The sequence below is a fragment of the Centipeda felix genome (assembly GCF_900186465.1).
GTDB lineage: Bacteria > Bacillota > Negativicutes > Selenomonadales > Selenomonadaceae > Centipeda > Centipeda felix.
Genome location: NZ_LT891959.1, coordinates 600,544 through 626,807, shown reverse-complemented (window position 1 = coordinate 626,807; position 26,264 = coordinate 600,544). Strand labels below are relative to the sequence as shown.

The 26,264-nt window shown below is 57.2% G+C and carries 22 protein-coding genes and 1 pseudogene; 16 read left to right on the top strand and 7 right to left on the bottom strand.

The features are described 5' to 3' along the window. Positions 1-62: 62 nt before the first annotated feature. Positions 63-206 (top strand): annotated as a pseudogene (locus C1713_RS12680) (recombinase family protein); the annotation flags it as partial. 228 nt (positions 207-434) lie between these two features. Here C1713_RS12680 and C1713_RS10355 read toward each other — a convergent pair. From C1713_RS10355 to C1713_RS10330, 6 genes are all read right to left on the bottom strand, one after another. Further along, positions 435-1,151, bottom strand: coding sequence for a hypothetical protein (locus C1713_RS10355; protein WP_102493854.1), 717 nt, complete (start codon positions 1,149-1,151; stop codon positions 435-437). Continuing rightward, complete coding sequence (locus C1713_RS10350) at positions 1,148-2,761, bottom strand: amino acid ABC transporter ATP-binding/permease protein (protein WP_420852653.1); 1,614 nt, start codon at positions 2,759-2,761, stop codon at positions 1,148-1,150. The genes C1713_RS10355 and C1713_RS10350 overlap by 4 nt, the downstream gene beginning before the upstream one ends. Further along, the gene (cydD, locus tag C1713_RS10345; protein WP_102493853.1) at positions 2,761-4,404 is read right to left on the bottom strand and encodes a thiol reductant ABC exporter subunit CydD; all 1,644 of its coding nucleotides are present in this window, start codon (positions 4,402-4,404) and stop codon (positions 2,761-2,763) included. The genes C1713_RS10350 and cydD overlap by 1 nt, the downstream gene beginning before the upstream one ends. 8 nt (positions 4,405-4,412) lie before the next feature. Next, a complete protein-coding gene (cydB, locus tag C1713_RS10340; RefSeq protein WP_102493852.1) occupies positions 4,413-5,429 on the bottom strand; it encodes a cytochrome d ubiquinol oxidase subunit II in 1,017 nt (338 codons plus the stop codon). A gap of 2 nt (positions 5,430-5,431) precedes the next feature. After that, the gene (locus tag C1713_RS10335; RefSeq protein ID WP_102493851.1) at positions 5,432-6,802 is read right to left on the bottom strand and encodes a cytochrome ubiquinol oxidase subunit I; all 1,371 of its coding nucleotides are present in this window, start codon (positions 6,800-6,802) and stop codon (positions 5,432-5,434) included. Positions 6,803-6,960: 158 nt separating this feature from the next. Beyond that, a complete protein-coding gene (locus C1713_RS10330; RefSeq protein WP_009442899.1) occupies positions 6,961-8,322 on the bottom strand; it encodes an HAD-IC family P-type ATPase in 1,362 nt (453 codons plus the stop codon). 271 nt (positions 8,323-8,593) lie between these two features. On the opposite strand from C1713_RS10330, the gene C1713_RS10325 reads away from it, so the two are divergent. Together C1713_RS10325 and C1713_RS10320 are read left to right on the top strand one after the other, a co-directional pair. Further along, on the top strand, positions 8,594-10,138 hold the full coding sequence (locus C1713_RS10325; RefSeq protein ID WP_102493850.1) for an ABC transporter permease/substrate-binding protein: 1,545 nt from the start codon (positions 8,594-8,596) through the stop codon (positions 10,136-10,138). Positions 10,139-10,217: 79 nt separating this feature from the next. After that, entirely contained in the window at positions 10,218-12,116 is a 1,899-nt protein-coding gene (locus tag C1713_RS10320) for a fructose-1,6-bisphosphatase (RefSeq protein ID WP_102493849.1), read from the top strand. Positions 12,117-12,401: 285 nt separating this feature from the next. On the opposite strand, the gene C1713_RS10315 is transcribed toward C1713_RS10320, so the two are convergent. Next, positions 12,402-13,388, bottom strand: coding sequence for a phosphatase domain-containing putative toxin (locus C1713_RS10315; RefSeq protein WP_050343078.1), 987 nt, complete (start codon positions 13,386-13,388; stop codon positions 12,402-12,404). 156 nt (positions 13,389-13,544) lie between these two features. On the opposite strand from C1713_RS10315, the gene ileS reads away from it, so the two are divergent. The 13 genes from ileS (at position 13,545) to nrdR (ending at position 26,250) form a co-directional block, all read left to right on the top strand. Beyond that, a complete protein-coding gene (gene ileS, locus C1713_RS10310; RefSeq protein ID WP_102493848.1) occupies positions 13,545-16,664 on the top strand; it encodes an isoleucine--tRNA ligase in 3,120 nt (1,039 codons plus the stop codon). A gap of 29 nt (positions 16,665-16,693) precedes the next feature. Continuing rightward, positions 16,694-17,548 carry a MurR/RpiR family transcriptional regulator gene (locus C1713_RS10305; protein WP_050343081.1) on the top strand — a complete coding sequence of 285 codons (855 nt, stop codon included), beginning with the start codon at positions 16,694-16,696 and terminating at the stop codon, positions 17,546-17,548. A 207-nt stretch (positions 17,549-17,755) separates the two neighbouring features. Further along, the gene (locus tag C1713_RS12590; protein ID WP_276329534.1) at positions 17,756-18,133 is read left to right on the top strand and encodes an MFS transporter; all 378 of its coding nucleotides are present in this window, start codon (positions 17,756-17,758) and stop codon (positions 18,131-18,133) included. Then, positions 18,115-19,089: an MFS transporter gene (locus C1713_RS10300; protein WP_276329533.1), complete on the top strand. Its 975-nt coding sequence runs from the start codon at positions 18,115-18,117 to the stop codon at positions 19,087-19,089. Before C1713_RS12590 ends, C1713_RS10300 begins: the two co-directional genes overlap by 19 nt. 29 nt (positions 19,090-19,118) lie before the next feature. Then, positions 19,119-20,537, top strand: coding sequence for a decarboxylating NADP(+)-dependent phosphogluconate dehydrogenase (gene gnd, locus C1713_RS10295; RefSeq protein WP_170950816.1), 1,419 nt, complete (start codon positions 19,119-19,121; stop codon positions 20,535-20,537). A gap of 127 nt (positions 20,538-20,664) precedes the next feature. Beyond that, positions 20,665-21,342 (top strand): metal-dependent hydrolase, encoded by a 678-nt coding sequence (locus C1713_RS10290; protein WP_102493847.1) that lies wholly within the window; start codon positions 20,665-20,667, stop codon positions 21,340-21,342. Continuing rightward, the gene (gene miaA, locus C1713_RS10285; RefSeq protein WP_170950815.1) at positions 21,342-22,307 is read left to right on the top strand and encodes a tRNA (adenosine(37)-N6)-dimethylallyltransferase MiaA; all 966 of its coding nucleotides are present in this window, start codon (positions 21,342-21,344) and stop codon (positions 22,305-22,307) included. The genes C1713_RS10290 and miaA overlap by 1 nt, the downstream gene beginning before the upstream one ends. Further along, positions 22,297-22,530: an RNA chaperone Hfq gene (gene hfq, locus C1713_RS10280; RefSeq protein WP_006690919.1), complete on the top strand. Its 234-nt coding sequence runs from the start codon at positions 22,297-22,299 to the stop codon at positions 22,528-22,530. Before miaA ends, hfq begins: the two co-directional genes overlap by 11 nt. Before the next feature lie 85 nt (positions 22,531-22,615). Beyond that, positions 22,616-23,068 carry a dCTP deaminase/dUTPase family protein gene (locus C1713_RS10275; protein ID WP_102493845.1) on the top strand — a complete coding sequence of 151 codons (453 nt, stop codon included), beginning with the start codon at positions 22,616-22,618 and terminating at the stop codon, positions 23,066-23,068. Between the two features lie 105 nt (positions 23,069-23,173). Then, the gene (locus C1713_RS10270) at positions 23,174-23,617 is read left to right on the top strand and encodes an RrF2 family transcriptional regulator (RefSeq protein WP_102493844.1); all 444 of its coding nucleotides are present in this window, start codon (positions 23,174-23,176) and stop codon (positions 23,615-23,617) included. Continuing rightward, a complete protein-coding gene (locus C1713_RS10265; protein WP_102493843.1) occupies positions 23,617-24,744 on the top strand; it encodes a cysteine desulfurase family protein in 1,128 nt (375 codons plus the stop codon). The genes C1713_RS10270 and C1713_RS10265 overlap by 1 nt, the downstream gene beginning before the upstream one ends. 132 nt (positions 24,745-24,876) lie before the next feature. Beyond that, on the top strand, positions 24,877-25,758 hold the full coding sequence (locus tag C1713_RS10260; protein ID WP_102493842.1) for a helix-turn-helix domain-containing protein: 882 nt from the start codon (positions 24,877-24,879) through the stop codon (positions 25,756-25,758). Positions 25,759-25,785: 27 nt separating this feature from the next. Continuing rightward, positions 25,786-26,250 carry a transcriptional regulator NrdR gene (gene nrdR / locus C1713_RS10255; RefSeq protein WP_009442884.1) on the top strand — a complete coding sequence of 155 codons (465 nt, stop codon included), beginning with the start codon at positions 25,786-25,788 and terminating at the stop codon, positions 26,248-26,250. The last annotated feature ends 14 nt before the right edge of the window (positions 26,251-26,264 follow it).

Sequence of the window (26,264 nt, the reverse complement as noted above, 5' to 3'; positions counted from 1 at the left end):
TAACTAAGGAGAGGAGGTCAAAGCTTTCTTTTTTACAAAAGCAGAGAGTCGCAATAATCTCCAAGCCATGCAGCACAAAGCATCTAACGGAAGAGGAGATCAAACAGATTTTCGTCAAGGCACTGAACTCCTTGCTGAAAGTCAAAGAGAACGTAATTGCGAGACGCCGCTCCCTGATTGACAGCATTTGCCAGACGGGAAAGCTCTGTAGGAAGAAAAAGTGATAAAACCTTTGAATTAGATGGGAGTTGTTGCACGAAGCAAATGTGCAGCAGCCTTAATTTTGTGAAAAAACACAGAAGGAGCTATTGTACGAAGGTAAATTTATCTTTGTGCAATAGCCCCTTGTGTTCTGCTTTAGAATAGTTCGGCATTTGATCCTGTGCGTGATGCAGTCAATCTAAGATAGCGGTGCTGAATTTATCAGTGCTTCCTTAAATATCCCAGTGAAGCTGTGCAGGATCGGGAGTGGCGCGGTCGATCTCGCGCAGAATCCATGAGGCGTTTTCGTGTGTCTGTGCAAACGCCTCAGCAAGTGGCTGCTCGTAGGCAGGCGGGATCTCCATCGCGTGAATCGCCATGTGCATGTAGTCCTTTGCGATGAGGACGACACCGCGCTCGGCGGCGAGATGTGCCTTGAATCGGTAGCCGTAGTACAGGTAGCTGTTGTGCGGGACGGCATCCTCCAGTCCCTCAAAGGCGGAAATGCGCTCATCGGCCTCCGCCTCGGCGTCCTCGGTCATGCCGAGTTTGTGCATGAGGTTCCACCGATCCGCCCACAGTTCACCGCGCAGGATGTACTTGTAGAGAAAATCCGTTCCCTCGGCACATTCAATCGCAAGATTGATGTGCTCGAGTGCCGCTTCCTGTGTTTCCTTTTCCTCCGCCTCAAGTGCCGAGAGCCCCTGCATGGCGTAGACTTTCTCCTCTACGTCCTGCGCGAGTTCCTCGTTCACCTCGGCATCCATAACACTTTGAAAGAATTCGATGGCCTCTGCGCGATGCTCCGGCATCTGTGCGAGAAAATGGGCGAGCCGCGCCCGTGCGTGCCAGTCCTCCACACCGCCGGCAAAGAGCTCGTAGGGCGGGGCGTTTTTTCCGAGACGGTCGATAACGAGATGGATGCGTTCATGAAATGTTTCCGGCGTCATAGTTTTATCACCTGTTTCATTTGATTCAAAAGGGGCAGATCGTGTGTGATGACGATGAGCGTTGCGCCGCGTGCATCGGCATCTGCCAAGACGGATGTGATGAGGCGTGTACCGCAGGCAGCATCGAGCCCTGCTGTCGGCTCATCGAGGAGCAGGATCGGCGCATCGCCCGCGAGTGCAAGTGCGGTGAGCAGGCGGCTGCGCTGTCCCCCCGAAAGACGGGAGGCGTTCATTCCGAGCGGCTCGTCGAGCCCTGCGGGCAGAGCCCGAACGACGTCCGCGAGCTGCGCCGTTTCGAGTGCGTGCCATATTGCTGCCTCAGAGATATCACCGCGCAGGCGCAGAAAGTTGTCCCGTATGGAGGCAGAGAAGAGCCAGCTGCCCTGTAGGGCAGCACCAAAATAGGTGCGCGACGCTTCGAGAGGGAGCTTCGTATGGGGAATACCATCGTAGGAGATCGTGCCCGCATCGGGCTCCCAGAGGCGGAGCAGAAGGCTCGCCAGCGTCGTCTTGCCTGCGCCGCTCTCACCGATGATGGCCGTGTGCTCGCCGCGGTGGATCGTAAGGCTGAGGTTCTGCACAATGGGGATGCCTGTATGATAGCCGAAGACGAGGTGTTTCGCCTCGATCAGAGGTGCGTTTGCTGATTTTTCGGAAGGGGGTGCGATGGAGGCGGGCTGTGTGTGCTCGCCGTCTGATGGGAGAATGTGTCGTGCGGCACGCGCCGATTCTTGTGCGCCGAGAACGGCGGGGGGGATCGGGCGGAGCTCGGCGAGTACCGCCTCGAGGGCGAGAACCCAGACCGCGTACTGGATGCCCGTGAGGATCCCTTCGATCACGCGGGGGATGAGGAGGATGATGGCTGCGATCCAGACGATGATCCGCAGGACGTCGAGCAGGGTGAAGAGCTGCTCGCGTTTCCGCCCTCGTGCCGTTCGCTCGCGCTGAAATGTCGCCGCCGCCTCATCCAGCACTGCCTGAGCATGCTGTGTACTGCCGGCGGCGCGCAGCTCGGTGCGCCCGTCGATCTGATCGAGGAGGCTGCTGCGATAGTCGGCACTTTGCGCGCGCAGTTCCGTTTCGCGGAGGAAGAGCGGGAGCGCAATGTGGAGTAGAAAGAGCAGGAATACGACTGTGGCCGCAGGGATGCTGAGCGGCAGGAGAGCCGCACAGGCGAGCAGCACCAAGGCAAGGGCGATCAGTGGCGGCGGGACGGCGCGCAGGTAGAAGTCGCGCAGGGTCTCACAGCCCGTCAGCAGATCGTGGAGGAACTCGCCCTCGCGTACGTTGCCCTCTCGCATGGGAATGACGGCGGCAGAGCGGCGGTAGGTCGCCTGCTGCAGCGTCTCGTAGCAGCCGAAGGCGAGACGGTGAGAGAGCAGGCGCTCCAGGTAGCGAAAGACGGCGCGCCCGATGCCGCACGCCCGCACGCAGGTAATGGCAAGGGCAAGTGCCGAGAGGGGCGGCGCGAGTGCCGCACTGGCGATGATCCACGCCGCAGAGGCAATGAGGGAAATGCCCGCCGCGGCCGCGAGGAATCCCGCGAGGAGGGCGGGGAGTGCCGCCGCAGGTGCGGCGATGGAGAGCAGCCGAAAGAGCATTGTGGTCATCATGCCTCACCTCCCAGTGTCACGACCTGGTCTGCCCATGCGATGAGCGCAGGACGGTGCGCCGTCAGAATCATCGTGCGGTGATGTGAAAACACTGTCAGGGCATCGATCACGCACCGCTCGGTCTCCTCATCCAGCCCCGCCGTCACCTCGTCCAGAAGGACGATGGGGCGATCCTGAAAGAGGGCGCGTGCCAGACCGAGGCGGTGACGTTCTCCTGCCGAAAGCGGATGGCCGCCCATGCCGAGGCGCGTATGCAGTCCATCGGGCAGCGCGCGCAAAAAGTCGCCGAGTGCCGCCGCCTCCAGTGCCGCCGTGATTTCGGCATCCGCCGTGTCCCGCGTCCACAGCGTCACGTTTTCCGCAAGGCTCGCACCGAAGATATGCGGCTCCTGCGGGACGTAGGTGATGAGCGCAGTGCGTGTCTCCTCCGTGAGACGCGCGAGATCATAGCTGTGTGCTGTTCCTGCACCGTCCGCGAGCATAATCATCCCATCCGAAGGAGGGCGCTGCCCCGCTAGGAGGAGGAGCAGCGTCGATTTTCCGCTGCCGCTGTCGCCTGCGATCACGGTGGACTTTCCTGCGGGAAAGGAGAGCGTGAGATCCGTCAGAACGGCCTCGTCGGTCAGCGGATAGCGGTAGGTGAGCGCCTCCGTGCGTACGGAGGGAGGGGCGAGAATCTGATCGTGCGTTCCCGTGATAGAGGGCGGTGCATCGAGGTAGGGGGCAAGTGCCTTCTCTGCCGTCGCGGCATCCATCGCTGCATGGAAGGCAATGCCGCCCTCACGCAGCGGCTGATAGAACTGCGGCGCAAGGATGAGCACGAAGAATGCCGCGTGAAAGGTCATGCCGCCGTCCATGAGACGCAGGCCGATGGAGACCGCGATGAGGGCAATCGACAGGGTGGTAATCAGTTCCAGTGCAAAGGAGGAGACAAAGGCGAGCCGCAGTACGGCAAGCGAGGCCTCGGAGAACGCATGGCTCATCTGCGCGAGATGATGTCCCTCCGCATCGACGCGGCGAAAGATTTTAAGCGTCGCCGCCGCGCGCACCAGATCACCGAATCCGTCCGTCAGCGTACGCATCTCATCCCATTGACGCTCACTGGCACGGCGCGTCGCCTTGCCGATGAGGTAGAGGAGAAATGGCGCGATCGGCAGGGTGACCAGAAAGAGCAGTGCCGACAGCGGATCGACGACAGCCGTCACGAGCAGGACGAGCGGGATGATGACGACACCTGCGATCATGGTGGGCAGGAGAGTGCGAAACCAAGGGTCGAGCGCATCGACGCGCTCAAGCGTAAGCGTCAGTACACCCGCACCGTTCTGTCCATGTGCAAGCAACTCTCTGTGGAGGGCACGCCGGCAGTAGAGCCGCAGATCATCGGAGAGTTGTGCCTCGATGCGGCTCTTTGGCAGGCGCAGGAGCGCCATGGCGAAAATGCACAAAAACAGCATCAGAAGCTCTGATGCTGTTTCGGCAAGTCCGCCGTGCCCAAGAAATACAGTGTTCACAATGGCGGCCGTATTCCATGCCGCGAGGATGGTCAGCCCTCCGTGCAGGAGTTCGACCGCAACGCGAATGGAGAGGCTGCGCCGCTGCGAATGCAGCATTTGAAACAGGATGGACTTTCTTTTTTTCATTGTTTCCTTTAATATGCCTGATGTCCCGAATCGTTCGGAGAAACGCGCTTGCGGAAGATGTAGTACGTCCAGATCTGATAGCAGAGGACAACGGGGACAAGAATGCCGGCAGCAATGGTCATGATGGAGAGTGTGTACTCCGTCGAGGACGCATTGTAGATCGTCAGACTGTAGCCGGAGTTCAGGCTCGAGACCATGAGACGCGGGAACAGTCCGGCGAAGAAGCCGACCGTCGTGCCGACGATGGCGAGGGCGCCGAGGATGAACGCACCCTTATGGGCGCGCTTGTAGAGAGCACCGATGCCGAGCACGAAAGAGAGCGCCGAGAGGAAGAGAGCCGCCGTGGCGACGGTGCTCTGGTAGAGGTCGGTCTCAACGTAGGTGAGGATCATGCAGATCACGTAAAGGACCGCCGCAGCGACGCCAAACTTCAGACCGAGCGTGCGAGCGCGGTCGAGCAGATAGGTGCTGGTCAGGCGCATCTGCAAGAATGCTGCGCCGTGGAACGCGAAGACGAGAACGAACGTGATGCCGCCGACGATCGTGTAGGGCGTCAGGAGATCAAAGAATCCGCCCTGATAGACCTTGTCCGCACCAATGGGAAGCCCTGCGATCAGATTCGTGACCGCAACGCCCCAGAGGAATGCGGGGACGATGCTGCCGAAGGCAAGTGCGTACGACCAGCGGCGCTGCCATACTTCATCCTCGCGATGATGGCGAAACTCAAAGGCGACGCCGCGCAGGATGAGGGCGGCGAGCATGAGGAAGAGCGCAATGTAGAAGGTGCTGAACATCGTCGCATAGACATGCGGGAAAGCCGCAAACGTGGCACCGCCCGCCGTAATCATCCAGACCTCGTTGCCGTCCCAAACAGGGCCTATGCTGCGGATGAGCTGAGAGCGGTCGCTCTCCTTGTCGGAGATGAGTGTGAGGAGCGTGCCGACGCCATAGTCAAAACCCTCGAGGAAGAAGAATCCCGTGAAGAGGACGACGATCAGCACGAACCAAAGAATATTGTAGTCCATTCTTACTTCCCTCCTTCGATGGCAGGAGTGATCTTCGTGCGGCGGATGAAGCGGAAGGCGAGATAGAGCGCAGTGATGAGCAGCAGCAGGTAGAGCACCGTGAAGCCGATCATCGTGAACCAGATCTCCCCAGCGGTCAGATTCGGTGAGACCGCATCAGCCGTCTTCTGCAGTCCAACCACGATCCACGGCTGACGCCCCATCTCTGCGACGATCCAGCCGCAGGAATTGGCGATAAACGGAATGACGACCAGCCACGGCAGGGCGTAGAGCAGTTTCTTTGCCGAAAGAATCTGTTCCTTCTTCGTTAGGTAGAGCACGACGAGCGAGACGAGCACCATGAAGAAGCCGGCGCCGACCATCGCGCGGAACGAGTAGAAGAGCATCGTGACGTGCGGACGGTAGTCGCCCTCACCATACTTCTGCACAGCCTCTTTCTGGAGATCGTTGATGCCGCGCACCTCACCCGAGGGGCCATCATGCACCATGATCGTGAACATATAGGGGATAGTGATCTCGAAGTCGTTCTGCCCCTTTTCCATATTGGGGTAGGCGAGAACGGCAAACGGTGCAGGATCCTCCGTCTCCCAGAGGGCCTCCATGGAGGCGAGTTTCATCGGGTTTGCCTGTGCGAGGTACTGCGTGTGGAAATGTCCGCTCGCAATGACGCCGACTACGCCGACGAGCGTGTAGATGGCACCCGCCTTGATCGCCTGCGTGAACGCGTAGCGCGACTCCGTGTCGTGCATCAGCTTCCATGCGGAGACCGCCATGACGACAAAGCCGGCGGTCGTGATGCCCGCAAAGAGCGTGTGGGACTGCTCGCCGAGGATGTAATGGTTCGTTACGAGCTCCGCGAAGCTCGCCATCTCGGCGCGCCCGTTGGCGAGCACGTAGCCGACGGGATGCTGCATGAAGGAGTTCGCGACGAGAATCCAGAAGGCAGACAGGTTACTGCCGAGTGCGACCAGCCAGATGCAGGCGCAGTGTGCCTTCTCCGAGAGCTTGTCCCAGCCGAACATCCAGATGCCGAGGAAGGTGGACTCGAGGAAGAACGCCGTGAGAGCCTCGAGTGCGAGCGGTGCGCCGAAGATGTCGCCCATGAAGCGCGAATACTCCGACCAGTTCATGCCGAACTGGAACTCCTGCACCAGACCTGTGACGACACCCATCGCGAAGTTGATGAGAAAGAGCGTACCGAAGAAGTTCAGCAGTTTTCGGCAGGTCTTCTTCCACTCTGGCCGTTTCGTCCTGACGTAGCACGTCTCAAGCAGGGCGACAAAGATCGCCATACCGAGTGTGACAGGGACGAAGAGAAAGTGATAGATGGTAGTGATTGCAAACTGCCATCGCGACAGCATCACTGCTTCCATGTCCAAATCCCTCCTAAAAATAATACCTATGATAATAACAGCAACGGCTTTTGTCCACGGCGTGTGACAAAAGCCCCTCGATTCCCTGCATTATATCATAGGCTTATATGAAATACAAGTTAGATTGATAAAATAAACTATCTAGGAATTAGTCGTAATTATTTTCGTAGGGCATTGACTGCCTGTACGCCGACCACCGCCGCGAGTGCACCGGCAACCCACGGATAGGGAAGCGGGCCATCGAACAGCGGCAGGACTCCTGCCGCCGTCGGTGTGCAGAGCGCGATGAAAAGTGCGGTGAGCCACGTATTCTGGCGAGCGCGTACGCGTGCCGCTTCGCCTGCGTCGAGCAGGGTGACGAGACGCGGCAGTCCGACGCTGTCCAGTGCGATGTCGGGGACATAGTTCTCGATCTTGCCCTGATTGCGCCGTGTCTGTGCCTCAAAGTAGGCAGCGTCCTCGGGGGGGATGAGCGGCTCGACCACCTCGGCGGCGGCCGCTGTGCCGTCCGGCCCCTTTAGCAGCTCGGCACGCAGAGGATCTGTCTCCGTTTCCTCCGCCGCTGCTTCGGCGGGCGGCTTTACGAGGGTGGACGGGCATCCGATGCCGATGTCCGCCGTGCGCAGAGCGGCCTGATCGGCGATCGGGTCGCCCACCATGGCGACGATGGCACCGCGCGACTGCAGCAGACGGATCTCGCGTGCCTTGTCCATCTCCGTGAGATCGGAGCGCACGTCGGCGATGTGCAGTTCCTTGCCCGTCGCGTTGGCAAGACGCTTCGTCTCGCCCGTGAGGAGGACGAGGGAGAGTCCGCGCTGACGCAGGGCGTTCAGTGCACGCTTTGCCTCCATGCGCAGATCGTCGCGGACGGCGATGATGCCGCGCGCGTACTTGCTTGAGCTGACGAAGAGCGGCGACTGCCCGCTCGTTGCGAGCTGATCGGCGCGCGTCAGGAGTGCCGCGCTGATCTCGATGTTTTCCTCCTGCAGCCACTCTTTCTTGCCGACGCGCACGGGTGTACGCACGATCAGTGCCTCTACGCCGAAGCTCTCCTCCTCACGTGCGGCGGAGTGTCGTGTGAGGTGCAGCCCGCGCTCGACGGCAGTGTGGTAGAGTGCCTGAGCATAGGGATGGAGAGCGTCGCGTTCGGCACTTGCGGCAAGTGCGAGCAGCGAGCTCTGCGTCATGCCCTCGGGCACGAGCGCCGAGATGAAGATATCCCCCTCCGTCAGCGTTCCGTTGCGGTTGAAGGCAATGGTATCCACGTGCATGAGCTCGGTAAGTGCACTCATGCGGCTGCATGCAATGCCATCCGCACGCAGATGTCGCTTGATCCGCAGGGCGATCAGCAAGCGTGACACGAGCCATGGGATCGGCGATGCAGCGAGGAAAACGCCGAGAAAGATCTCGGATGCCGCCTCGATACTCACGTTTTCCGTCGTGTACCAGAAGCCCGCAGCCGCCGCTGCGACAATAACGCTGAGGACAAAATGAACCGTGGAAGAAAGAAATTTTTTCAAGGATACTCAGCTCCTGCCATACGATTGTTACACGGGCATTATATCATAGGACGGGAGAAGAGACAAACACGATGCGTTCGTTTGGAGAAGATATACAGACATTCCATACCGTAACATTTATCATAGATAGGGGACATTGTCCTCTCTATAATGATATGGTATAAAGAAAACACATTATGCCGTCGCGGCGCATCTATTTTGTCCGCGTTTTGGCTGAGAAGATCAACATTTTTTGATTTGTGATTCCAATACGATACGGGAGGGGGATACCATGACGTTGCTACATGCAGTAGTTTCGATGATGACGGAGCGCAGTGCGTTCTTTTTGCAGCTGATGATCGAGCACCTTTGGATTTCGGGTGCGGCGATCGGCATTGCCATCATCGTCGGAGGCACGGCGGGTATTCTCATTTATCGCTATGAGCGTGCGGCGGCACCGACGCTTGGCGTGGTCAACTTCCTCTATACCATCCCGTCGATCTCGATGCTCGGCTTTCTCATCCCGTTTTTCGGCATCGGCAATACGGCGGCGATCATTGCGCTCACCGTCTATGCGCTCCTGCCGATGGTACGTGCGACGCATACGGGGCTGGCGCAGATCCCCGCGTCCCTCTCCGAGGCAGGAGCGAGTCTCGGCGGGTCGGATTTCTATGTGCTGACGCGCGTTCAGCTGCCGCTCGCCATGCCCATCATCATGGCGGGCATCCGCAATATGGCGACGATGACGATCGCCCTCGCGGGCATCGCCTCGTTCATCGGCGCGGGCGGACTCGGTGTTGCGATCTATCGCGGCATTACGACGAACAATCCCGCGCTCACCATCGCGGGCAGCCTGCTCATCGCCGTCCTCGCGCTCTCAGCAGATGCCGTCTTGGGACGTGCGGAGGCATGGCTGAAGCGTCCCGCACGGATGACGGGAAAGAGGCGCATTGCCTATGCGGGCACGGCGGCAGCTGTCCTCATCGCCGCGAGCGGTGTGACGTATGGATTTTTCGGCAGAGCGGATGTCATTCATATCGCGACGAAGCCCATGACGGAGCAGCTTATCATGGGTGAGATGCTGAAGATGGTCATTGAGCAGAATACGGGATTGGAGGCGCGCATTACGGCGGGCGTCGGCGGCGGAACATCAAACATCCAGCCGGGGATGGAGAGCGGAGCATTCGACATTTATCCAGAGTATACAGGGACGGGCTGGAATATGGTGCTGAAAGAGGACACGAAGTACAGCGAGGAGAAATTTTCACAGCTGACAGCGGACTATGAGAAAGCATTTCGTATGCGCTGGGTTGGCATGTACGGATTCAATGATACCTTTGGCCTCGTCGTGCGCCGTGCCGTCGCGGAGCAGTACGGTCTGCACACCTACTCCGATCTGCACCGTGCGGCACCGCGCCTGACCTTTGGTGCGGAGTACGATTTCTATGAGCGGGAGGACGGCTATCCTGCGCTCTGTGCGGCATACGGACTTTTCTTCGCACGGACAGTTGACCTCGACATCGGGCTGAAATATGCGGCACTCGCGGATGGGCAGGTAGATGTGATGACCGTGTTTACGACCGACGGACAGCTCTCGGCGGCAGATGCCGTCATTCTCACGGATGATCAGCACTTTTTCCCGTCCTATCGCTGCGGCAACGTCGTGCGCGAGGATGTGCTGACGCGCCATCCCGAGCTGAGTACCGTACTTCTCTCCCTTGAGGGCAGCATTTCGGATGCAGAGATGGCGGCGATGAACCATGCCGTTGAAAGCGAGGGCAGGGAGCCCCGTGCGGTTGCTGAGGAGTTCTTGCGCAAAAAAGGAATATTGAATTGAAGTAAACACAGTTTAATGGTAAAATACAGAAAAATATAGAAACAATAAATTTCCTAATGAGAGTACAGGAGGATATGGCATGACGACAGCGGCAGCAGCGGAGGATAAGGTTCTTCGCCTGATGGCGGAGAAGTATCCGACGAAGGAGATTGTCTACGAGAAAATCATCTACCTGAAGTCGCAGCTCATACTGCCGAAGGGCACGGAGCACTTTATGAGTGATCTGCACGGTGCGTACGACTCCTTTTTTCATATCCTCAACAACTGTTCGGGCGTCATCAAGGAGAAGGTGGACTATTGCTTTGAGACCCGCATGACGGTGGAGGAGCGCGCGGAGTTCTGTACGCTCATCTACTACCCGCGGGAGAAGATGGAGCAGCTGACGGCGGAGGGGAAGACTTCTCCGCTCTGGTATCAGCAGAATCTCGCGAATCTCCTTGAACTGACAAAGCTCATGAGCTGGAAATTCCCCGCGAGCAAGATGCGCAACTACATCCCGAAACGCTATGAGTCGGTCATTGTGGAGCTGCTGAGCACGCGTCCCGAGCACGATGAGGCACAGCTTTCGTACTACCGCCAGCTGATTGAGACCATCGTGGAGATCGGCGGCGGGCCAGACTATATTGAGGCGTTCAGTACGCTGGTCAAGCGGCTCTCTGTGGAGCGCATCCACATCATCGGCGATTTCTACGACCGCGGCGACCGCCCTGACGGCATCCTCGACCTTCTCATGGAGCATCCGTCCGTTGATATCCAGTGGGGCAACCACGATGTGCTCTGGATGGGCGCGGCACTCGGCAGCGAGGTCTGCATCGCGGCGGTTATCCGCAACAGCCTCCGCTACCGCAATACCGACGTATTGGAGCGCGGCTACGGCATCAGCCTGCGCCCGCTCACGACATTTGCCTCGCGCATCTACCCCGACGAGAACCCCATCAAGGCGGCGGAGCGTGCCGTTACGATGATGATGTTCAAGCTCGAGGGCGCACTGATCCGCCGTAATCCCGACTTTCAGATGGAGGATCGTCTGCTGCTGGACAAGATCGACTTCGATCTCTCCTGCGTGACGCTCGGCGGCGGGCGGCGCGTAGAGCTCGACAGCGCGTATTTCCCGACGATTGACGATCCTGCTGACTGTTGGGCGCTCACGGAGGATGAGGAGAATATCATCGCCGATCTGCGCTCGTATTTCCTCGAGAGCAAGGCTCTCCAGCGCCATGTGGACTATCTCTATGAGCGCGGCAGCATCTATACGTGCTACAATGGAAATCTGCTCTTTCACGCCTGTGTGCCGATGGAGGAGTCGGGGGAATTCCGCACGATCACGTACAAGGGACAGGCATATCGCGGGCGCGCGTGGATGGACTTCTGCGAGGAGAAGGCACGCGAGGGATGGAATGAGCACACGCAGGAGGGGCTGGACTTCATGTACTTCCTCTGGTGCGGCTACAATTCTCCCGTGTCGGGGCGCTCCTTCACGACGTTCGAGCGTTCCTTCATCTCTGATGAAAGTACGTGGAAGGAGCCGTCCGATCCGTATTTCCGCCTCGTGAACGATGAGGCGGTCTGCGAAAAGATTTTGGAGGAGTTCGGGCTCGACCCGAAGCGCGGGCATATCATCAACGGGCACGTCCCCGTCAAGGTGCAGAAGGGGGAGAGCCCTCTGCGCGGCAGCGGGCGCGCCCTCATCATCGACGGCGGCTTTGCCGCGCCGTTCCGTGCCAAGACGGGCATCTCGGGTTATACGCTCATCTACAACTCACGCGGGCTGCGCCTCCTGCAGCATCAGCGCGTGGCGAGTGTGCGCGACGCCCTGCGTGAGAACCGCGATATAGAGTCCGTCTCCCAGACGATTGAGCTGCAGGCACGCCACTCGCTCGTGCGCGACACGGATCGCGGTGCCGCCATCGAGAGCAAGATCGCCGATCTCCATGCGCTCCTGCGCGCCTATCAGACGGGGCATATCAAGCCCCAGTAAAAGAATTACTGTACTCCCCTCATCGGCTCGCTGCGCTCGCCACTATACCTTAAAGCCTTCCCCGTGATCACGGGGAGCGGTCAACGTCAGCCAATCACACATCGCTGTCGCTCGTGTTCTTGGGACGTTTTCCCATACGACCTGTTACCCAATCAGCTTCGTCCTGTGGACTTGCTTCTTGGACAGGTCAGCAAGGGGGACCGCGCAAGCGGTGGAAGGGGCACAAAGAGGGAGCTGCTGCTCGAAGGTTTTAACTTCGTGCAGCAGCTCCCTTTTCTTATGTCCTTATGGATTCTTCTTCAGCCAAGTACTCCACGGTACGGCATAGCCGTTCCCGTGGTTTTGCTGAACGTAGTCGTAGAACTTTGCGATCATCTCTGTCTTGTGGTGGTAGTCTGCATCCTCCCATCCCGTCGCCGCGTGCTGCGTGGCCGGGTCATAGGCGAGGTATGCCCCGCCGAGCAGGTACTGGCGATAGAGAATATCCTTCAGCGGGACGGAGGGATTTTTCATCATATCGTACATCGCCATAAAGCTGGTCGTGCGTCCCTTGCCTGCCTGACAGTGAAAGTGCATCCATGTGTCTGCAGGCATTTTCCTCACGAGATCGACAAAAGCGTCGATGGTCTGCGGCTCTGCCCATTTGTGATCGGTGACAGCGAGACGGACGTAGCGCGCGCCCGCACCCTCGACCAGCTCGCGCTCCGTCATCGCCTCAGTGACGCGAACGGTCTGCGGATTCTTGGGCTGCTTTTTCTTATCGAGATGAGCGAGCACGACATCTTTGCCCTGTGCACTGTGGATGCGCGTGTTCTCGTCGCGCAGTGCCTCGTGCTGCGTCCTGCCGATGTTGCCCCAGTCGTGCTTACCGTACCAACTGACGGCATTTCCGTTCATGAAGCCGTGCGACTCCTGCCGCAGATCGACGATGCAGACCGCGCCCTCTGTGCGCGCGTGCAGATTGTTCAGCAGCGCGTGAAAGGCAGGGGCGGAGAACTCCGCACTCCCCGAGAGCGGCAGGGCGTCCAGTCCTTCCCGCGAGGGCGTGTAGTTCGGGTCAACGCCGAACTTTGCTGCGTCTTTCCGCGTTTGGAACGGTGATGCCGCCGTGCGGAAATTGTGCGGCAGCTCCGCCGCATCCCCCGCCGCCGCATCGATGCGCCAGACATAGCCGCGGTAGTCTGCATTCGCATCGGCAGCAGAGACCGTGTACGGGATAATGCAGAGCGTGCATAACAGCAGAGCAGTGAGTAAATGTTTGAATGTGTGCATAAGATCCCCTTCGCTTCCTATATGATTCACCGTAGGTTATAGCACTCTTTACATAAAGGTGCAAGGGAAATCTTGCACAGGTGCCGCCTGTTCCTTGAAAAATCGCCGTTCCCGTGCTAGAATAGCATGACTATGTATGCTGCGGGAGGGATTCCTTTGTACGAAAAAGTAGATACAAATCTGGATTTTGCCGCGCGCGAGAAAGCCGTTGCGGATTTTTGGCGCGATAATCATATTGCACAGCGTGCCGTTGACCAGCGTGAGGGCTGCGATACGTTCACGTTCTACGACGGCCCGCCGACGGCGAACGGCCGCCCACATATCGGGCACGTTTTGACGCGTGTCATCAAGGATATGCTGCCGCGCTATCAGTCGATGAAGGGGCGCAAGGTGCTCCGCAAGGCGGGCTGGGACACGCATGGGCTGCCCGTTGAGCTGGAGGTCGAGAAGGCGATCGGCATCAACGGAAAGGAGCAGATCGAGGAGTACGGCATCGAGCCGTTTATCAAGAAATGCCGTGAGTCCGTCTGGAAGTACAAGAGCATGTGGGAGCAGTTCTCCGATGTCGTCGGCTTCTGGGCGGATATGGAGCATCCCTACATTACGTACGAGAACGACTTTATCGAGTCCGAGTGGTGGGCGCTGAAGGAGATCTGGAAGAAGGGACTGCTCTATCAGGGACATAAGATTGTCCCGTACTGCCCGCGCTGCGGCACGCCGCTCTCCTCGCACGAGGTGGCGCAGGGCTATAAGGATGTCACCGAGCGCTCTGCCATCGTGAAGTTCAAGGCGGCGGACGAGGATGCCTATTTCCTCGCATGGACGACGACCCCGTGGACGCTCCCGTCGAACCTCGCCCTCTGCGTGAACCCGAACGTGACCTACGTCAAGCTGCGCGTCTACGACAAGGTCTACTACCTCGCCGAGGCTCTCGTGGACAGCGTGTTCGACGGCTCGTGGGGCGAGCGTGAGGAGCTTGCCAAGATGAAGGGCAGCGAGCTCGAGTACCGCAAGTACGAACCGCTCTATCCCTTTGTGACACAGGATGTACGTGACAAGGCATTCTTCGTGACCTGTGACGATTACGTCACCACGGAGGACGGCACGGGCATCGTCCACATGGCACCGGCATTCGGCGAGGACGATAACCGCGTCTGCCGCAAGTACAATATGCCGTTCGTTCAGTTCGTCAACGAAAAGGGCGAGATGACCGAGGAGACGGATTGGCCGGGCGTCTTCGTGAAGGATGCGGATCCGCTGATTCTCGACGATCTCGAAACGAGCGGCAAGCTCTTCAAGGCGCCGGAGTTCACGCACAGCTATCCACACTGCTGGCGCTGCGACACGCCGCTCATCTACTACGCGCGCGCCTCGTGGTTCATCCGCATGACGGCTGTGCGCGACGAGCTCGTTGCGAACAACAAGACGGTCAACTGGATCCCGCCGTCCATCGGCGAGGGGCGTTTCGGCAACTGGATCGAGCACGTGCAGGACTGGGGCATCAGCCGCAACCGCTACTGGGGAACGCCGCTCAATATATGGAAATGCTCCTGCGGACATGAGCACGCGGTCGGCTCGATTGCGGAGCTGCGCGAGCTGCAGCCAAACTGCCCGGCGGACATCGAGCTGCATCGCCCGTACATCGATGCGATCACGTTCCCGTGCCCGGAGTGCGGAGAGATGATGCACCGTGTGCCCGAGGTCATTGACTGCTGGTTTGACTCGGGTTCCATGCCGTTTGCTCAGTGGCACTATCCGTTTGAAAACAAGGAAATCTTTGAAAAATACTTCCCGGCGGACTTCATCTCCGAGGCCGTCGATCAAACGCGTGGCTGGTTCTACTCACTGATCGCCATCAGCACGCTGCTCTTTAATAAGAGCCCCTATCGCAACGTCATTGTGCTCGGTCATGTGCAGGATAAAGACGGGCAGAAGATGAGCAAGTCTAAGGGCAACGCTGTTGACCCGATGGATGCCCTCGGACGGCACGGCGCGGACGCGATCCGCTGGTACTTCTACGAGAACAGCGCACCGTGGCTGCCGAACCGCTTCCATGACGATGCCGTGCAGGAGGGCGCACGCAAATTCATGGGGACGCTGTGGAACACCTATGCGTTCTACGTGCTCTATGCGAATATCGACGAATTCGATCCGACCAAGTACACGCTGGACTATGACCAGCTTTCGGTGATGGATCGCTGGGTGCTCTCGCGCCTGAACACGATGGTGCGCACGGTGGATGACTGCCTTGCTCATTACCGTGTCACAGAGGCGGCCAAGGCACTGCAGTCCTTCGTCGAAGAGCTGTCGAACTGGTATGTCCGCCGCTGCCGCAGCCGATTCTGGGCGAAGGGGATGGAGCAGGATAAGGTAAACGCCTATCTGACGCTCTATACGGCACTCGTGACGACGGCGAAGGCGGCGGCACCGATGGTGCCGTTCATCACGGAGAGCATCTACCGCAATCTGGTCTGCTCCGTGGATAAGAATGCGCCGATCTCGGTGCACCTCGCGGACTTCCCGACGGCAAACGAGGCGTGGATTGATCCCGCGCTTGAGGACAATATGGAGGTCGTGCTTGAGGTCGTAACGCTCGGCCGTGCGGCACGCAACGCGGCGAACATCAAGAACCGCCAGCCGGTGGGGCAGATGTATGTCAAGGCGGCACATGAACTGCCGGACTTCTTCGTGAAGATCATCGAAGATGAGCTGAACATCAAGGAGGTCATCTTCCGCGACGATATGTCGGACTTCCTCGCCTATCATGTCAAGCCGAATTTCCACGTCCTCGGGCCGAAGGTCGGCAAGCAGATGGGCGCGGTCAAAAAGGCACTCGAGGTGAGCGACGGCGCAGCCGTCAAGGATGCTCTCGCCGGGGACGGAAGCTATACGCTTCATCTGCCCGACGGCGATGTCACGGTGACGGCCGAGGATGTTGAGGTGACGGTCTCCCAGCGCGATGGGTACAACTGCCAGAGTTATGGCGGCGTGACGGTCGCCCTGTCGACCACGCTCACCGAGGCGCTGATCGAGGAGGGGTTTGTCCGCGAGATCATCAGCAAGGTGCAGACGATGCGCAAGGAATGCGGCCTTGAGGTGACGGATCACATTGCGCTCGACCTCTCGGGCAACCCGCGCCTCGTTGAGATTGCGCGCAGGAACGAGGCGTTCATCCGCGAGATCACGCTTGCCGACAGCCTCTCCTGTGATGCGCCGATGGGCACGAGCAAGGAGTGGAACATCAACGGCGAGAAGCTGACCATTTCTATACAGTAAATATGGACAGCAGAATGGAGAATCCTACGATGGAGCAAAATCGTGCGTTGACTCTCCCCTTATTGCGTAATTCCTATCGTTCACTGACAAAGTCGGAGCAGCGCATTGCTGACTATATTGATGCACATGCACGGGAAGTCCTTGAACAGACGATTTCAGATTTAGCTGCGCATACAAAAAGCGCAGAAATTACGGTTTCCAGATTCTGTAAAAAACTTGGGTTCAGCGGGCTGCAGGGATTGAAAATTGCACTGGCATCTGCCGTATACTCTTCGGATGAAGTTGTCTATCAAGATGTTCGATCTGGTGATTCCTATGCGACGATTGCACAGAAGATGTTTCGCAGCATTTCAGAAGGACTGCAGGATACGTTAAAACTGCTGGATTATGAGGATGTGAATCGTGCTGTTCAGTTGATATGTCAGGCACAGCGTGTTGCGGTGTATGGCTTTGGGAACTCAGCAACAGTCTGCCATGACATTGAAACACGTTTTTTGCGATTTGGTATTCCTGTTCAGGCGTATTCCGATTCACACCAGCAGATAACGTCTGCGGCTCTTCTTACAGAACATGATGTTGTCATCGCTGTTTCACATACCGGGACTACGGCAGAGCTGCTGCAGAGTGTTGATGTTGCTAAGGCAAGCGGAGCAAGGATTATCGGCATTACCAGCTATGTCCATTCAGCACTTGCAAAACGCACCGATATTACACTGCATGGAATGGGGCGCGAGATACGATACCAGTCAGAGTCTGTAGCGTCACGGTTGATTCACATGGCGATCGTTGATCTCCTTTACATGGGAGTGGCTATGGCGAATCCAACAGTCTATCGGGAGAATATCCGCAAGATGCGCAAGGTGATCGCAGAGAAAAGAACTTGATATAGGAAAAACTACCTTTGAGATGATTCTCAAAGGTAGTTTTTTTGATATAATAATATCATTAATTATGGAATAAATGACAACATACTTGCAATAAAAAGCAGATATTGATATAATAATATCATCTTTATAGACGTTCATAAAGAATACAAAATAATGGAAGGGGGATATATGTCGTAATTTGCTGTAGTTTTTAGGAGGAGCACTATGCAGACAAAAATGTATGACCAAGAAACGGTCAAGAAGTTTAATCGCTTCAAAATGCAGTCTCTGTTAGGCGTGTTTATCGGCTATATGGCGTACTATATCGTACGAAACAATTTTATTTTCTCGACGCCGTATTTGAAGGAGGAAATGAATCTTAGTGCTACGGAGATCGGTCTGCTGAGCAGCTGTATGTTGATCACGTATGGACTGAGCAAAGGATTTATGAGCGTACTTGCAGATAAATCCAACCCGCGTTATTTTATGGCAACGGGGCTGATTCTTTGTATCCTGATCAATGTAGCCATGGGGTTCAGCACGAGCTTCTATCTCTTTGTGGGCTTGGTTGTTTTGCTTGGTCTGTGTCAGGGGATGGGGTAGGCCCTTCAATTATCACAGTAGGGCACTGGTTTTCTCGCTCAGAGAGAGGGCGTGCGAGCACTTCGTGGAACGTGTCTCACAACATTGGCGGCGGTCTTGTTGCGCCGATTGTCGGAGCTGCAATGGCGTACCTTGGAACAGAACATTGGCGTATTGCTGCTTACATTGTTCCCTGTATTGTCGCCTTGATCTGTGTTGTTCTCGTATTACTCCTGGTGAAGCGCCGTCCTGTAGAGGAAGGTCTTCCGACGGTCGATGAGATCTCTCATGAAGAGTCCGTTACGGAGAAGGTACTAAAAAAATCCGATGACCGTCCGAAAGATATGTCTGCGTGGAAGATTTTCTATCAATACGTATTCAAAAATGAGAATTCATGGTATTTGGTCGGCATTGACATCTTCACCTACATGGTTCGGTTTGGCATGATTACGTGGATTCCCCTCTATTTGCTCACCGTCAAGGGACTTACGCGGCAGGAGATGGGTGTGTCGTTTATGCTGTTTGAATGGGCTGCGATACCATCGACGCTTGTTGCAGGCTATTTGGTGGACAAATTCTTCAAGGGACGCGTCATGATGCTCCCCTTCGTCTGCCTGATTGTCGTATTTCTCTGCGTGTTTGGTTATATGCAGTCTGACTCTGTGTTCGCAATTACGATTTTTGCTACGATCACAGGATGCTTGATTTATATTCCCCAGTCCATGGTTGCCGTTCAGGCAATGGAAGTTATTCCGAGCTTTGCACTGGGGTCGGCAGTGGGCCTCAGAGGTTTGATGAGCTATTTGGTCGGAAGTTCTATGGGAACAACGTTATTTGGCTATGTGGTTGACCATTTTGGATGGGACAGCGGGTTCTACCTCATCATGGTTGGTGCGTTGCTCTGCATGACATTTTGCTTCCTCTCGCATCGCGGCGTTCAAAAAATCTATGGAAAAACCAGTGTGCCTGAAGTGTAAGAAATTCATGTTGGCTGGGGGAGGTGTTTATGTTGGCGTTCAATGATATAGGTATGGTCGGGATGGCCGTTATGGGAAGCAATATGGCGCTCAATATGGCAGACCATGGATTTCGGGTTGCATGCTATAATTATACTCCCGATCTTACGGAGCAAGTACTGAGAGAACATCCGCATGAAAATATGACTGGTTATTATGATTTGAGCGAGTTTGTTCAGTCCCTCAAACGTCCGCGTCGTATCATGCTGCTCATTATGGCGGGGGCACCGGTCGATGCTGTGGTTGACCAGCTTATTCCCATGTTGGAGCATGGGGATATCATCATTGATGGTGGAAATTCCTTCTTTAAAGATACCATTCGCCGGTGTGATTATGCGAAACAGCATAAAATCCACTATTTTGGGACGGGTATCTCAGGCGGAGCTGATGGTGCTCGCAATGGCCCATGTATTATGCCGGGCGGTGAAAAAGATGCCTACGAGAACCTGAGACCCATCTTTGAGTCTGTGGCAGCACGAGCTGAAGACGGTTCACCTTGCTGTACCTACATTGGTGAGGATGGCGCGGGGCACTATGTCAAGATGGTGCATAACGGCATCGAGTATGCGGATATGCAGCTCATCGCCGAAAGCTATCTGATTTTAAAATACGTCGGGGGTCTCAGTAATGATGCCATGGCTGAGGTTTATCATGTATGGAATCAGGGCGAATTAAAAAGTTTTCTCATCGGCATTACGGCAGATATTTTTAAGGAAAGCGATGAGGGAAGCGGGCAGATTATCGATAAGATATTGGACAGCGCAGGGCAGAAGGGGACTGGGCGTTGGACGAGTATCGCAGCACTTGAGCAGGGTGTTAATGTGTCGATGATCACAGCAGCATGTAATGCACGCGTTATGTCAAATCTTCAGGTATCCCGTGCTGAGGCATCAAAGAAATTTTCTGCTCCAAATGGCACGTCTAAAGTGCCGGCAGATTTGGTTGAAATGGTACGACAAAGTCTTTATACAGCTAAGATCATTGCGTATGCTCAGGGGTTTGCCCTATACCGGTCGGCGAGAGAGATCTACCACTGGACACTGGATTATGGACGTATTGCTTCCATTTTCCGCGCAGGCTGCATTATTCAGGCTGCGTTCTTGACTAAAATTGCGGAGGCGTATCGTAGAAATCCGCAATTGGAGAATCTTATTTTTGATGAGTTCTTTATGGATAAAATCAATGCGAATCAAAGCAGCTTGCGTCGTGTTGTCGCACTGGCGGCAGAGCGTGGTATTCCCATTCCAGCTATGGCAAACGCTCTGCAATATCTGGATGCCTATCGCAGTCCCTGCGGTGGTGCGAACCTCATTCAGGCGCAGCGTGACTACTTTGGTGCACACACCTATCGCCGCATTGATAGGAGCGGTGATTTCCATCATGAGTGGCAAAAGCATTATAAGGAATAGTGCTTCTGTTTCCTTTCTTAAAAGCCGTCCAATGCAGTATCTGCGTTGGACGGCTTTTCTATTGACAATATGAGGGCGGGACGTATAATAAAGATGAATTACTGTGTTATTGAGGGGAGTGATTGCATTGGTGAAATTCAGTTACTACGGGCATGCAGCATTTTTGTTGGATGATGGGACGCATAAGGTGCTCGTCGATCCATTTTTGACAGGAAATCCCGTCGCCAGCGTTAAGGCAGACGATGTGGCGTGTGACTATATTCTCGTTTCTCATGCGCACGGGGATCATCTGGGTGATGCGCCGTCGATTGCAGCGCGTACCGGGGCGAAGATCGTCTCGACGCCGGAGGTCATCAGTGTCTGTGAGAGTCAGTCACTGGCGGAGATTGCATCCTGCCCGATGAATATCGGCGGCTCGCTCAATCTGCCGTTCGGCAAGGTGCGTATGACGTTCGCCCAGCACAGCGCGGGCGTGGCGGGCGGGATCGCCTGCGGGTTTGTCGTGTATATCGGCGGCCGGACGCTCTACTATGCGGGCGATACGGCGCTGTTCAGCGATATGCAGCTCATTGGACGCAAGGACAGCATCGACTATGCCGTTCTTCCCATCGGCGATAACTATACGATGGGACTTGAGGATGCAGCGATGGCGGCGCAGTGGGTCAACGCGGGGCATGTGATCCCCATTCACTACAATACGTGGCCGGTCATCAAACAGGAGGCACGGCACTACAAGGATGTGACGGAAGCCATGACGCGAGCCAGGGTGCATATCATGGCACCCGGAGATACGATGGAGCTTTGATGCGGGCGCGGAAGACGCCTCTGCTCGTTCTCCTTGGCCCCACAGCAGTGGGCAAGACGGCGCTCTCACTGCACCTTGCGGAGGAGCTTGGAACGGAGATCATCTCCGGGGATTCAATGCTTGTCTATCGCGGCTTTGACATCGGCAGTGCGAAGCCGACGTCGGAGGAACGTGCCCGTGTGCCGCATCATCTCGTCGACGTGCTCGATGCGGATGAGACGTTCTCCGTGACGGAGTTTGTTGCGCGCGTGTCGGAACTTGTACGTGACTTTGATGCAGCAGGGCGGCTGCCATTCGTCGTCGGAGGGACGGGACTCTACGTCAAGGCGCTCGTCGAGGGATATGACTTCAACGTGACGCAGGAGCATACGTGTTTCCGCCACGCTATGGCGGGCATCGCCGCACGCCGCGGCAGCGGCCGCATACATCGCTTTCTCGCGTATTGTGACCCCGCTGCGGCAGAGCGAATTCACGCGAACAATCTGCGCCGCGTGATCCGCGCGCTCGAGGTCGCGCGCTACGGCGATGAGAGCATCTCGTGTGCGCATGCGATGAAGCGCGGTGCACCGCCCTATGATGCTCTCGTCATTGGGCTCACACGGGAGAGGGCACATCTCTATGCACGCATCAATGAGCGCGTTGAGGCGATGTTTGCCGCAGGGCTGTGCGCAGAAGTGCAGCGCCTTTTGGACAGCGGTGTGCGCCGCGATGCTCCTGCAATGAAGGGCATCGGCTATAAGGAGACAGCTGCGCATCTTGCAGGAGAGATTACGCGCGCGGAGGCCATCACGGCCGTGCAGACGGCAACGCGGCATTTTGCGAAGCGTCAGCTGACGTGGTATCGGAGGATGCCCTACATCCGCTGGTACGATGCGGACGCGTGGACGGAACCGGAACTGCTGGAGCGTATTTTGACGGATGTACAGGCATGGCAGGCGAAAGGAGCACCGAAGAATGACGGCTAAGGTCATCAATTTACAGGATAATTTTCTCAATCAGGTACGGAAAGACGGAATTCCTGTGACGATCCATCTCCTGAACGGTTTCCAGATCAAGGGCACCGTGAGAGGCTTTGATAATTTTGTCCTCATGATGGATGTCATGGGAAAACAGCAGATGATCTATAAACATGCTGTCTCGACTATTACGCCGGCACAGCCGGTGCGGACGGGGGATGATGTGTCGTAATCCGTACCGAATCTATCACGCTGCTGTGCCGCCTGCGGTGCAGCGGCTTTTTCCTTTTTATCTGTTCCCTGATGGAGGAGAAGCGATGAAGCAGCGAGGATTCGAGATCGTCTCGGCGTACGTAGGGGCGGGCGTGCTGCTCCCCGAGCGCAAGACGGGGGCGAGTGCGGGGTATGATCTTGCAGCGGCGGCTGCCGTGGAGATCGTCCCGCAGGGCTTTGCCATGGTGCCGACGGGTCTCAAGACATATATGCAGGCGGATGAGGTTCTGCTGCTCTACATTCGCTCAAGCATGGCGGTGAAACGTCAGCTCATGCTGATGAACGGTGTCGCCGTGATCGATGCAGACTACTATGGAAATGCGGACAACGAGGGGCATATTATCATCCCCCTATACAATTACGGACGAGAGCCCGTGTCGATTGCGGCGGGAGAGCGGATCGCGCAGGGCATCTTTACGTGTTATCTGACGGCGGACGGCGATATGGCGGGATTCGGTCGGGCGCGCAGCGGCGGCTTCGGCTCGACGGGCGCATAGCAGCATCCGTACGTCTGCATTTTGACAGGAAAAAGAAACTCATTTATAATGATATCAGTATGATTTTAGGGTAAACGGTAGGATTTGCCCACACAGGAGATCTTTATGAAACTTTCAACGAAGGGGCGTTACAGTGTCACGGCGCTCTATGAGCTCGCCCTGCGCTACGGCAAGGGCGTCGTTCCGCTGCATGCGATTGCAGCGACACAGGGGATCTCCGAGCACTATTTGGAGCAGCTGATGGTGCCGCTGCGTCGCGCAGGACTGGTTGAGAGTGTGCGCGGGGCGCAGGGGGGCTATACGCTCGCGCTCCCACCTGAGAAGATTACGATCGGGCGGATCATCACGGCCGTGGAGGGCCCGATCGCTCTCGTGGACTGCCTGCTGACGGATGCGGAGGCGCGCGATCAGAGCTGTGAGCGCGCCGGGAACTGCGTGACGCGGCAGATCTGGGAGGAGGTCTGTGACAGCATCAACAGTGTGCTGAACAACATTGCCCTCTCCGATCTCGTACAGCGCGGACATCGCCGTGCGGGGGGCAATCAGTGATGCCGGTCTACCTCGACTATGCCGCCACGACGCCGCTCGATGCGCGTGTCCTCATGGCGATGCAGCCGTATCTGACGGAGGTGTGCGGGAATCCTTCGAGCCTGCACTGTTTTGGACAGGCGGCGCGGCGCGGTGTCATGCGCGCGCGGGAGGAGGTGGCGGCGCTCATTGGCGCGTCTCCATCAGAGGTGTTCTTTACCAGCGGCGGGACGGAGAGCGATAACTGGGCACTGCGCGGCATTGCGGAGGAGCGGCGAAAGGCAGGCTGTCGGCATATCGTGACCTCCGCCGTTGAGCATCCCGCCGTGCGCGAGACCTGCCGCGATCTGGCGGCACACGGGTATGCACTGACGGAGGTGCCCGTCGATGCCACGGGGCGCGTTGCTCCGTCCGATGTGGCGGCGGCCCTGCGTGAGGATACGGCGTTGGTCACGATCATGACGGCGAACAACGAGGTCGGTACGATTCAGCCGATTGCGGAAATCGGCGCGCTCCTTCGGGCGCGCGGGATTCCGTTTCATACGGATGCCGTGCAGGCGGCGGGACATATTCCACTCGATGTGGAGGAACTGTACGTCGATGCGCTCTCGCTTTCGGCGCATAAATTCTGCGGTCCGAAGGGTGTCGGCGTGCTCTACGTGCGCCGCACATTGCGGATGGCTCCGCTTCTATATGGCGGCGCACAGGAACGCGATATGCGCGCGGGCACGGAGAATGTCGCGGGGATCGTCGGCTGCGGCTGTGCGGCGGCGATTGCTTGTGCGGAGATGGGCGCAGAGGATGTGCGCCTGCGCGCTGCGGCTGAGTCGCTGCGCACCGCACTTTCGGACATCGACGGCATTCGATTTTACGGGCACAGAGAGGAGCGGCTGGCGGGCATCCTGAGCTTTGGCATACGGGACATCCCACAGGATACGCTGCTCATCCGTCTGGATCTCGCGGGCTTTGCCGTATCGGGCGGCAGTGCGTGCAGTGCGGGGGCAGCGCACCCATCCCACGTCCTGTGTGCGATGGGCTGCCCACCGGAGGAGGCGCGCACGGCGATCCGTGTGAGCCTCGGACGCTTTACGCGTGAGGACGATGTGACAGCGTTCGCCGATACGGTTCGTGCTATCGCAAAAGAGTAGAAAAGCCTGAAAAAATTTGTCTTTGCCGTGCACTTTGTGTATAATCAAAAGAAATGTTTTGAAAATCACGGGTTCATTGCGTGATATTGCAGACGTGATATTCTAGATTGGTATAGATCAGGAGGGAACTTCATGGTCGGAGACATCCTGCGCAGCGCTCGTGTCAAGCAGGGACTGACAATTGCAGATATAGAAAAAGGGACAAGCATCCGTGCTCTCTACATCGAAAGCATCGAGCAGAGCAATATCGACAATCTGCCCGGCATGGTCTATGCCAAGGGATTCGTCCGTAATTATGCGGGCTTCCTGCATCTGGATGCAGAGGAACTGGTGCAGCAGTTCGCAGCGGAGAACGGCACGGCAGCCGCTCCGGCGGCACCGACCACAGAGGAGAAGCCGCGGCGCATCTCACTCAACAACATCGGTGATGCGTCGCTCTCTGAGATCTCCATCGGCGGCAGGAAATCTTCCTCTGCGGGAATGCTCGGCAAGCTGGTTGCTGGTATCGTGGTGCTCACTGCACTGGTCGGCGGCGGTGCGGCACTCGTCTCGTTCATCAATTCTCCTGCGCGCGAGACGACCGCACCTGCGGCACCTGCGCGTGCGGAGAGCCAGCCGACGCAGACGCCGGCAGCAGAGGCGAACTCCGTGGATGAGGCGCGTGCGGCCTCGCCGGCGAAGGATGTGCGCGTGAGCGTGCACCTCACCGAACGCTGCTGGACGGAGGTGACGGTTGACGGAAAGACCGTCTTTGAGGGGCTGCTCGAAGAGGGCAAGACCGAGAACTGGCAGGGCAAGGAGTCCATCGTTCTGCGTGCGGGCAACGCCGGAGCACTTGAGGTGACAGTGAACGGGAAGAAGCTCGGCACGTTCGGCGATGAGGGCGCTGTCGTTGAGCGCACCTTTACGCGGACGACGAAGTCACTGGAGGATGCCGTCGCCCCCAGCGGTGATGCGGACGGCGAGCAGCCGAAAAAGAGCACGGCGAAGCGTACACAGAGCCGCAGTCAGTAACGTGATGCGTGAGAGAGGGTGAGGGCAATGCGATGCCCTTTTTGCAAAGAACCGGACAGCCGTGTCATTGATTCCCGTGCGGCAGAGGAGGGGATGACCATCCGCCGCCGCCGCGAGTGCGGAAAGTGCGGGCGACGGTTTACGACGTACGAGGTGGTGGAGCGCCTGCCGCTCATGGTCGTCAAGCGTGATGGCCGCCGTGAGCCGTTCAGCCGCGACAAGCTGCTGACGGGGATCATACGCTCCTGTGATAAGCGCGACATCTCGATGGAGCAGATCACAAATTTCGTTGCGGAGATCGAGCATGAGATCCGCAACCGCACGGAGCCCGAGGTGCCCTCCGAGAAGGTCGGTGAGATCGTCATGGAGCATTTGAAGGACTTTGACGAGGTCGCTTACATCCGCTTCGCCTCGGTCTATCGGAAGTTCGATGATATTACGAATTTTATCGAGGAGCTGGAGACGCTGCGTGCACATCGTGAGAAAGAATGAAAGGTAGAGTGGGG

Bases quoted from the DNA above. Each gene is read 5' to 3' on its own strand.
- C1713_RS10355 (WP_102493854.1), bottom strand. From the start codon at position 1,151: ATGACGCCGGAAACATTTCATGAACGCATCCATCTCGTTATCGACCGT.
- C1713_RS10350 (WP_420852653.1), bottom strand. From the start codon at position 2,761: ATGACCACAATGCTCTTTCGGCTGCTCTCCATCGCCGCACCTGCGGCG.
- cydD (WP_102493853.1), bottom strand. From the start codon at position 4,404: ATGAAAAAAAGAAAGTCCATCCTGTTTCAAATGCTGCATTCGCAGCGG.
- cydB (WP_102493852.1), bottom strand. From the start codon at position 5,429: ATGGACTACAATATTCTTTGGTTCGTGCTGATCGTCGTCCTCTTCACG.
- C1713_RS10335 (WP_102493851.1), bottom strand. From the start codon at position 6,802: ATGGAAGCAGTGATGCTGTCGCGATGGCAGTTTGCAATCACTACCATC.
- C1713_RS10325 (WP_102493850.1), top strand. From the start codon at position 8,594: ATGACGTTGCTACATGCAGTAGTTTCGATGATGACGGAGCGCAGTGCG.
- C1713_RS10320 (WP_102493849.1), top strand. From the start codon at position 10,218: ATGACGACAGCGGCAGCAGCGGAGGATAAGGTTCTTCGCCTGATGGCG.
- C1713_RS10315 (WP_050343078.1), bottom strand. From the start codon at position 13,388: ATGCACACATTCAAACATTTACTCACTGCTCTGCTGTTATGCACGCTC.
- C1713_RS10305 (WP_050343081.1), top strand. From the start codon at position 16,694: ATGGAGCAAAATCGTGCGTTGACTCTCCCCTTATTGCGTAATTCCTAT.
- C1713_RS12590 (WP_276329534.1), top strand. From the start codon at position 17,756: ATGCAGACAAAAATGTATGACCAAGAAACGGTCAAGAAGTTTAATCGC.
- gnd (WP_170950816.1), top strand. From the start codon at position 19,119: ATGTTGGCGTTCAATGATATAGGTATGGTCGGGATGGCCGTTATGGGA.
- miaA (WP_170950815.1), top strand. From the start codon at position 21,342: ATGCGGGCGCGGAAGACGCCTCTGCTCGTTCTCCTTGGCCCCACAGCA.
- hfq (WP_006690919.1), top strand. From the start codon at position 22,297: ATGACGGCTAAGGTCATCAATTTACAGGATAATTTTCTCAATCAGGTA.
- C1713_RS10275 (WP_102493845.1), top strand. From the start codon at position 22,616: ATGAAGCAGCGAGGATTCGAGATCGTCTCGGCGTACGTAGGGGCGGGC.
- C1713_RS10270 (WP_102493844.1), top strand. From the start codon at position 23,174: ATGAAACTTTCAACGAAGGGGCGTTACAGTGTCACGGCGCTCTATGAG.
- C1713_RS10265 (WP_102493843.1), top strand. From the start codon at position 23,617: ATGCCGGTCTACCTCGACTATGCCGCCACGACGCCGCTCGATGCGCGT.
- C1713_RS10260 (WP_102493842.1), top strand. From the start codon at position 24,877: ATGGTCGGAGACATCCTGCGCAGCGCTCGTGTCAAGCAGGGACTGACA.
- nrdR (WP_009442884.1), top strand. From the start codon at position 25,786: ATGCGATGCCCTTTTTGCAAAGAACCGGACAGCCGTGTCATTGATTCC.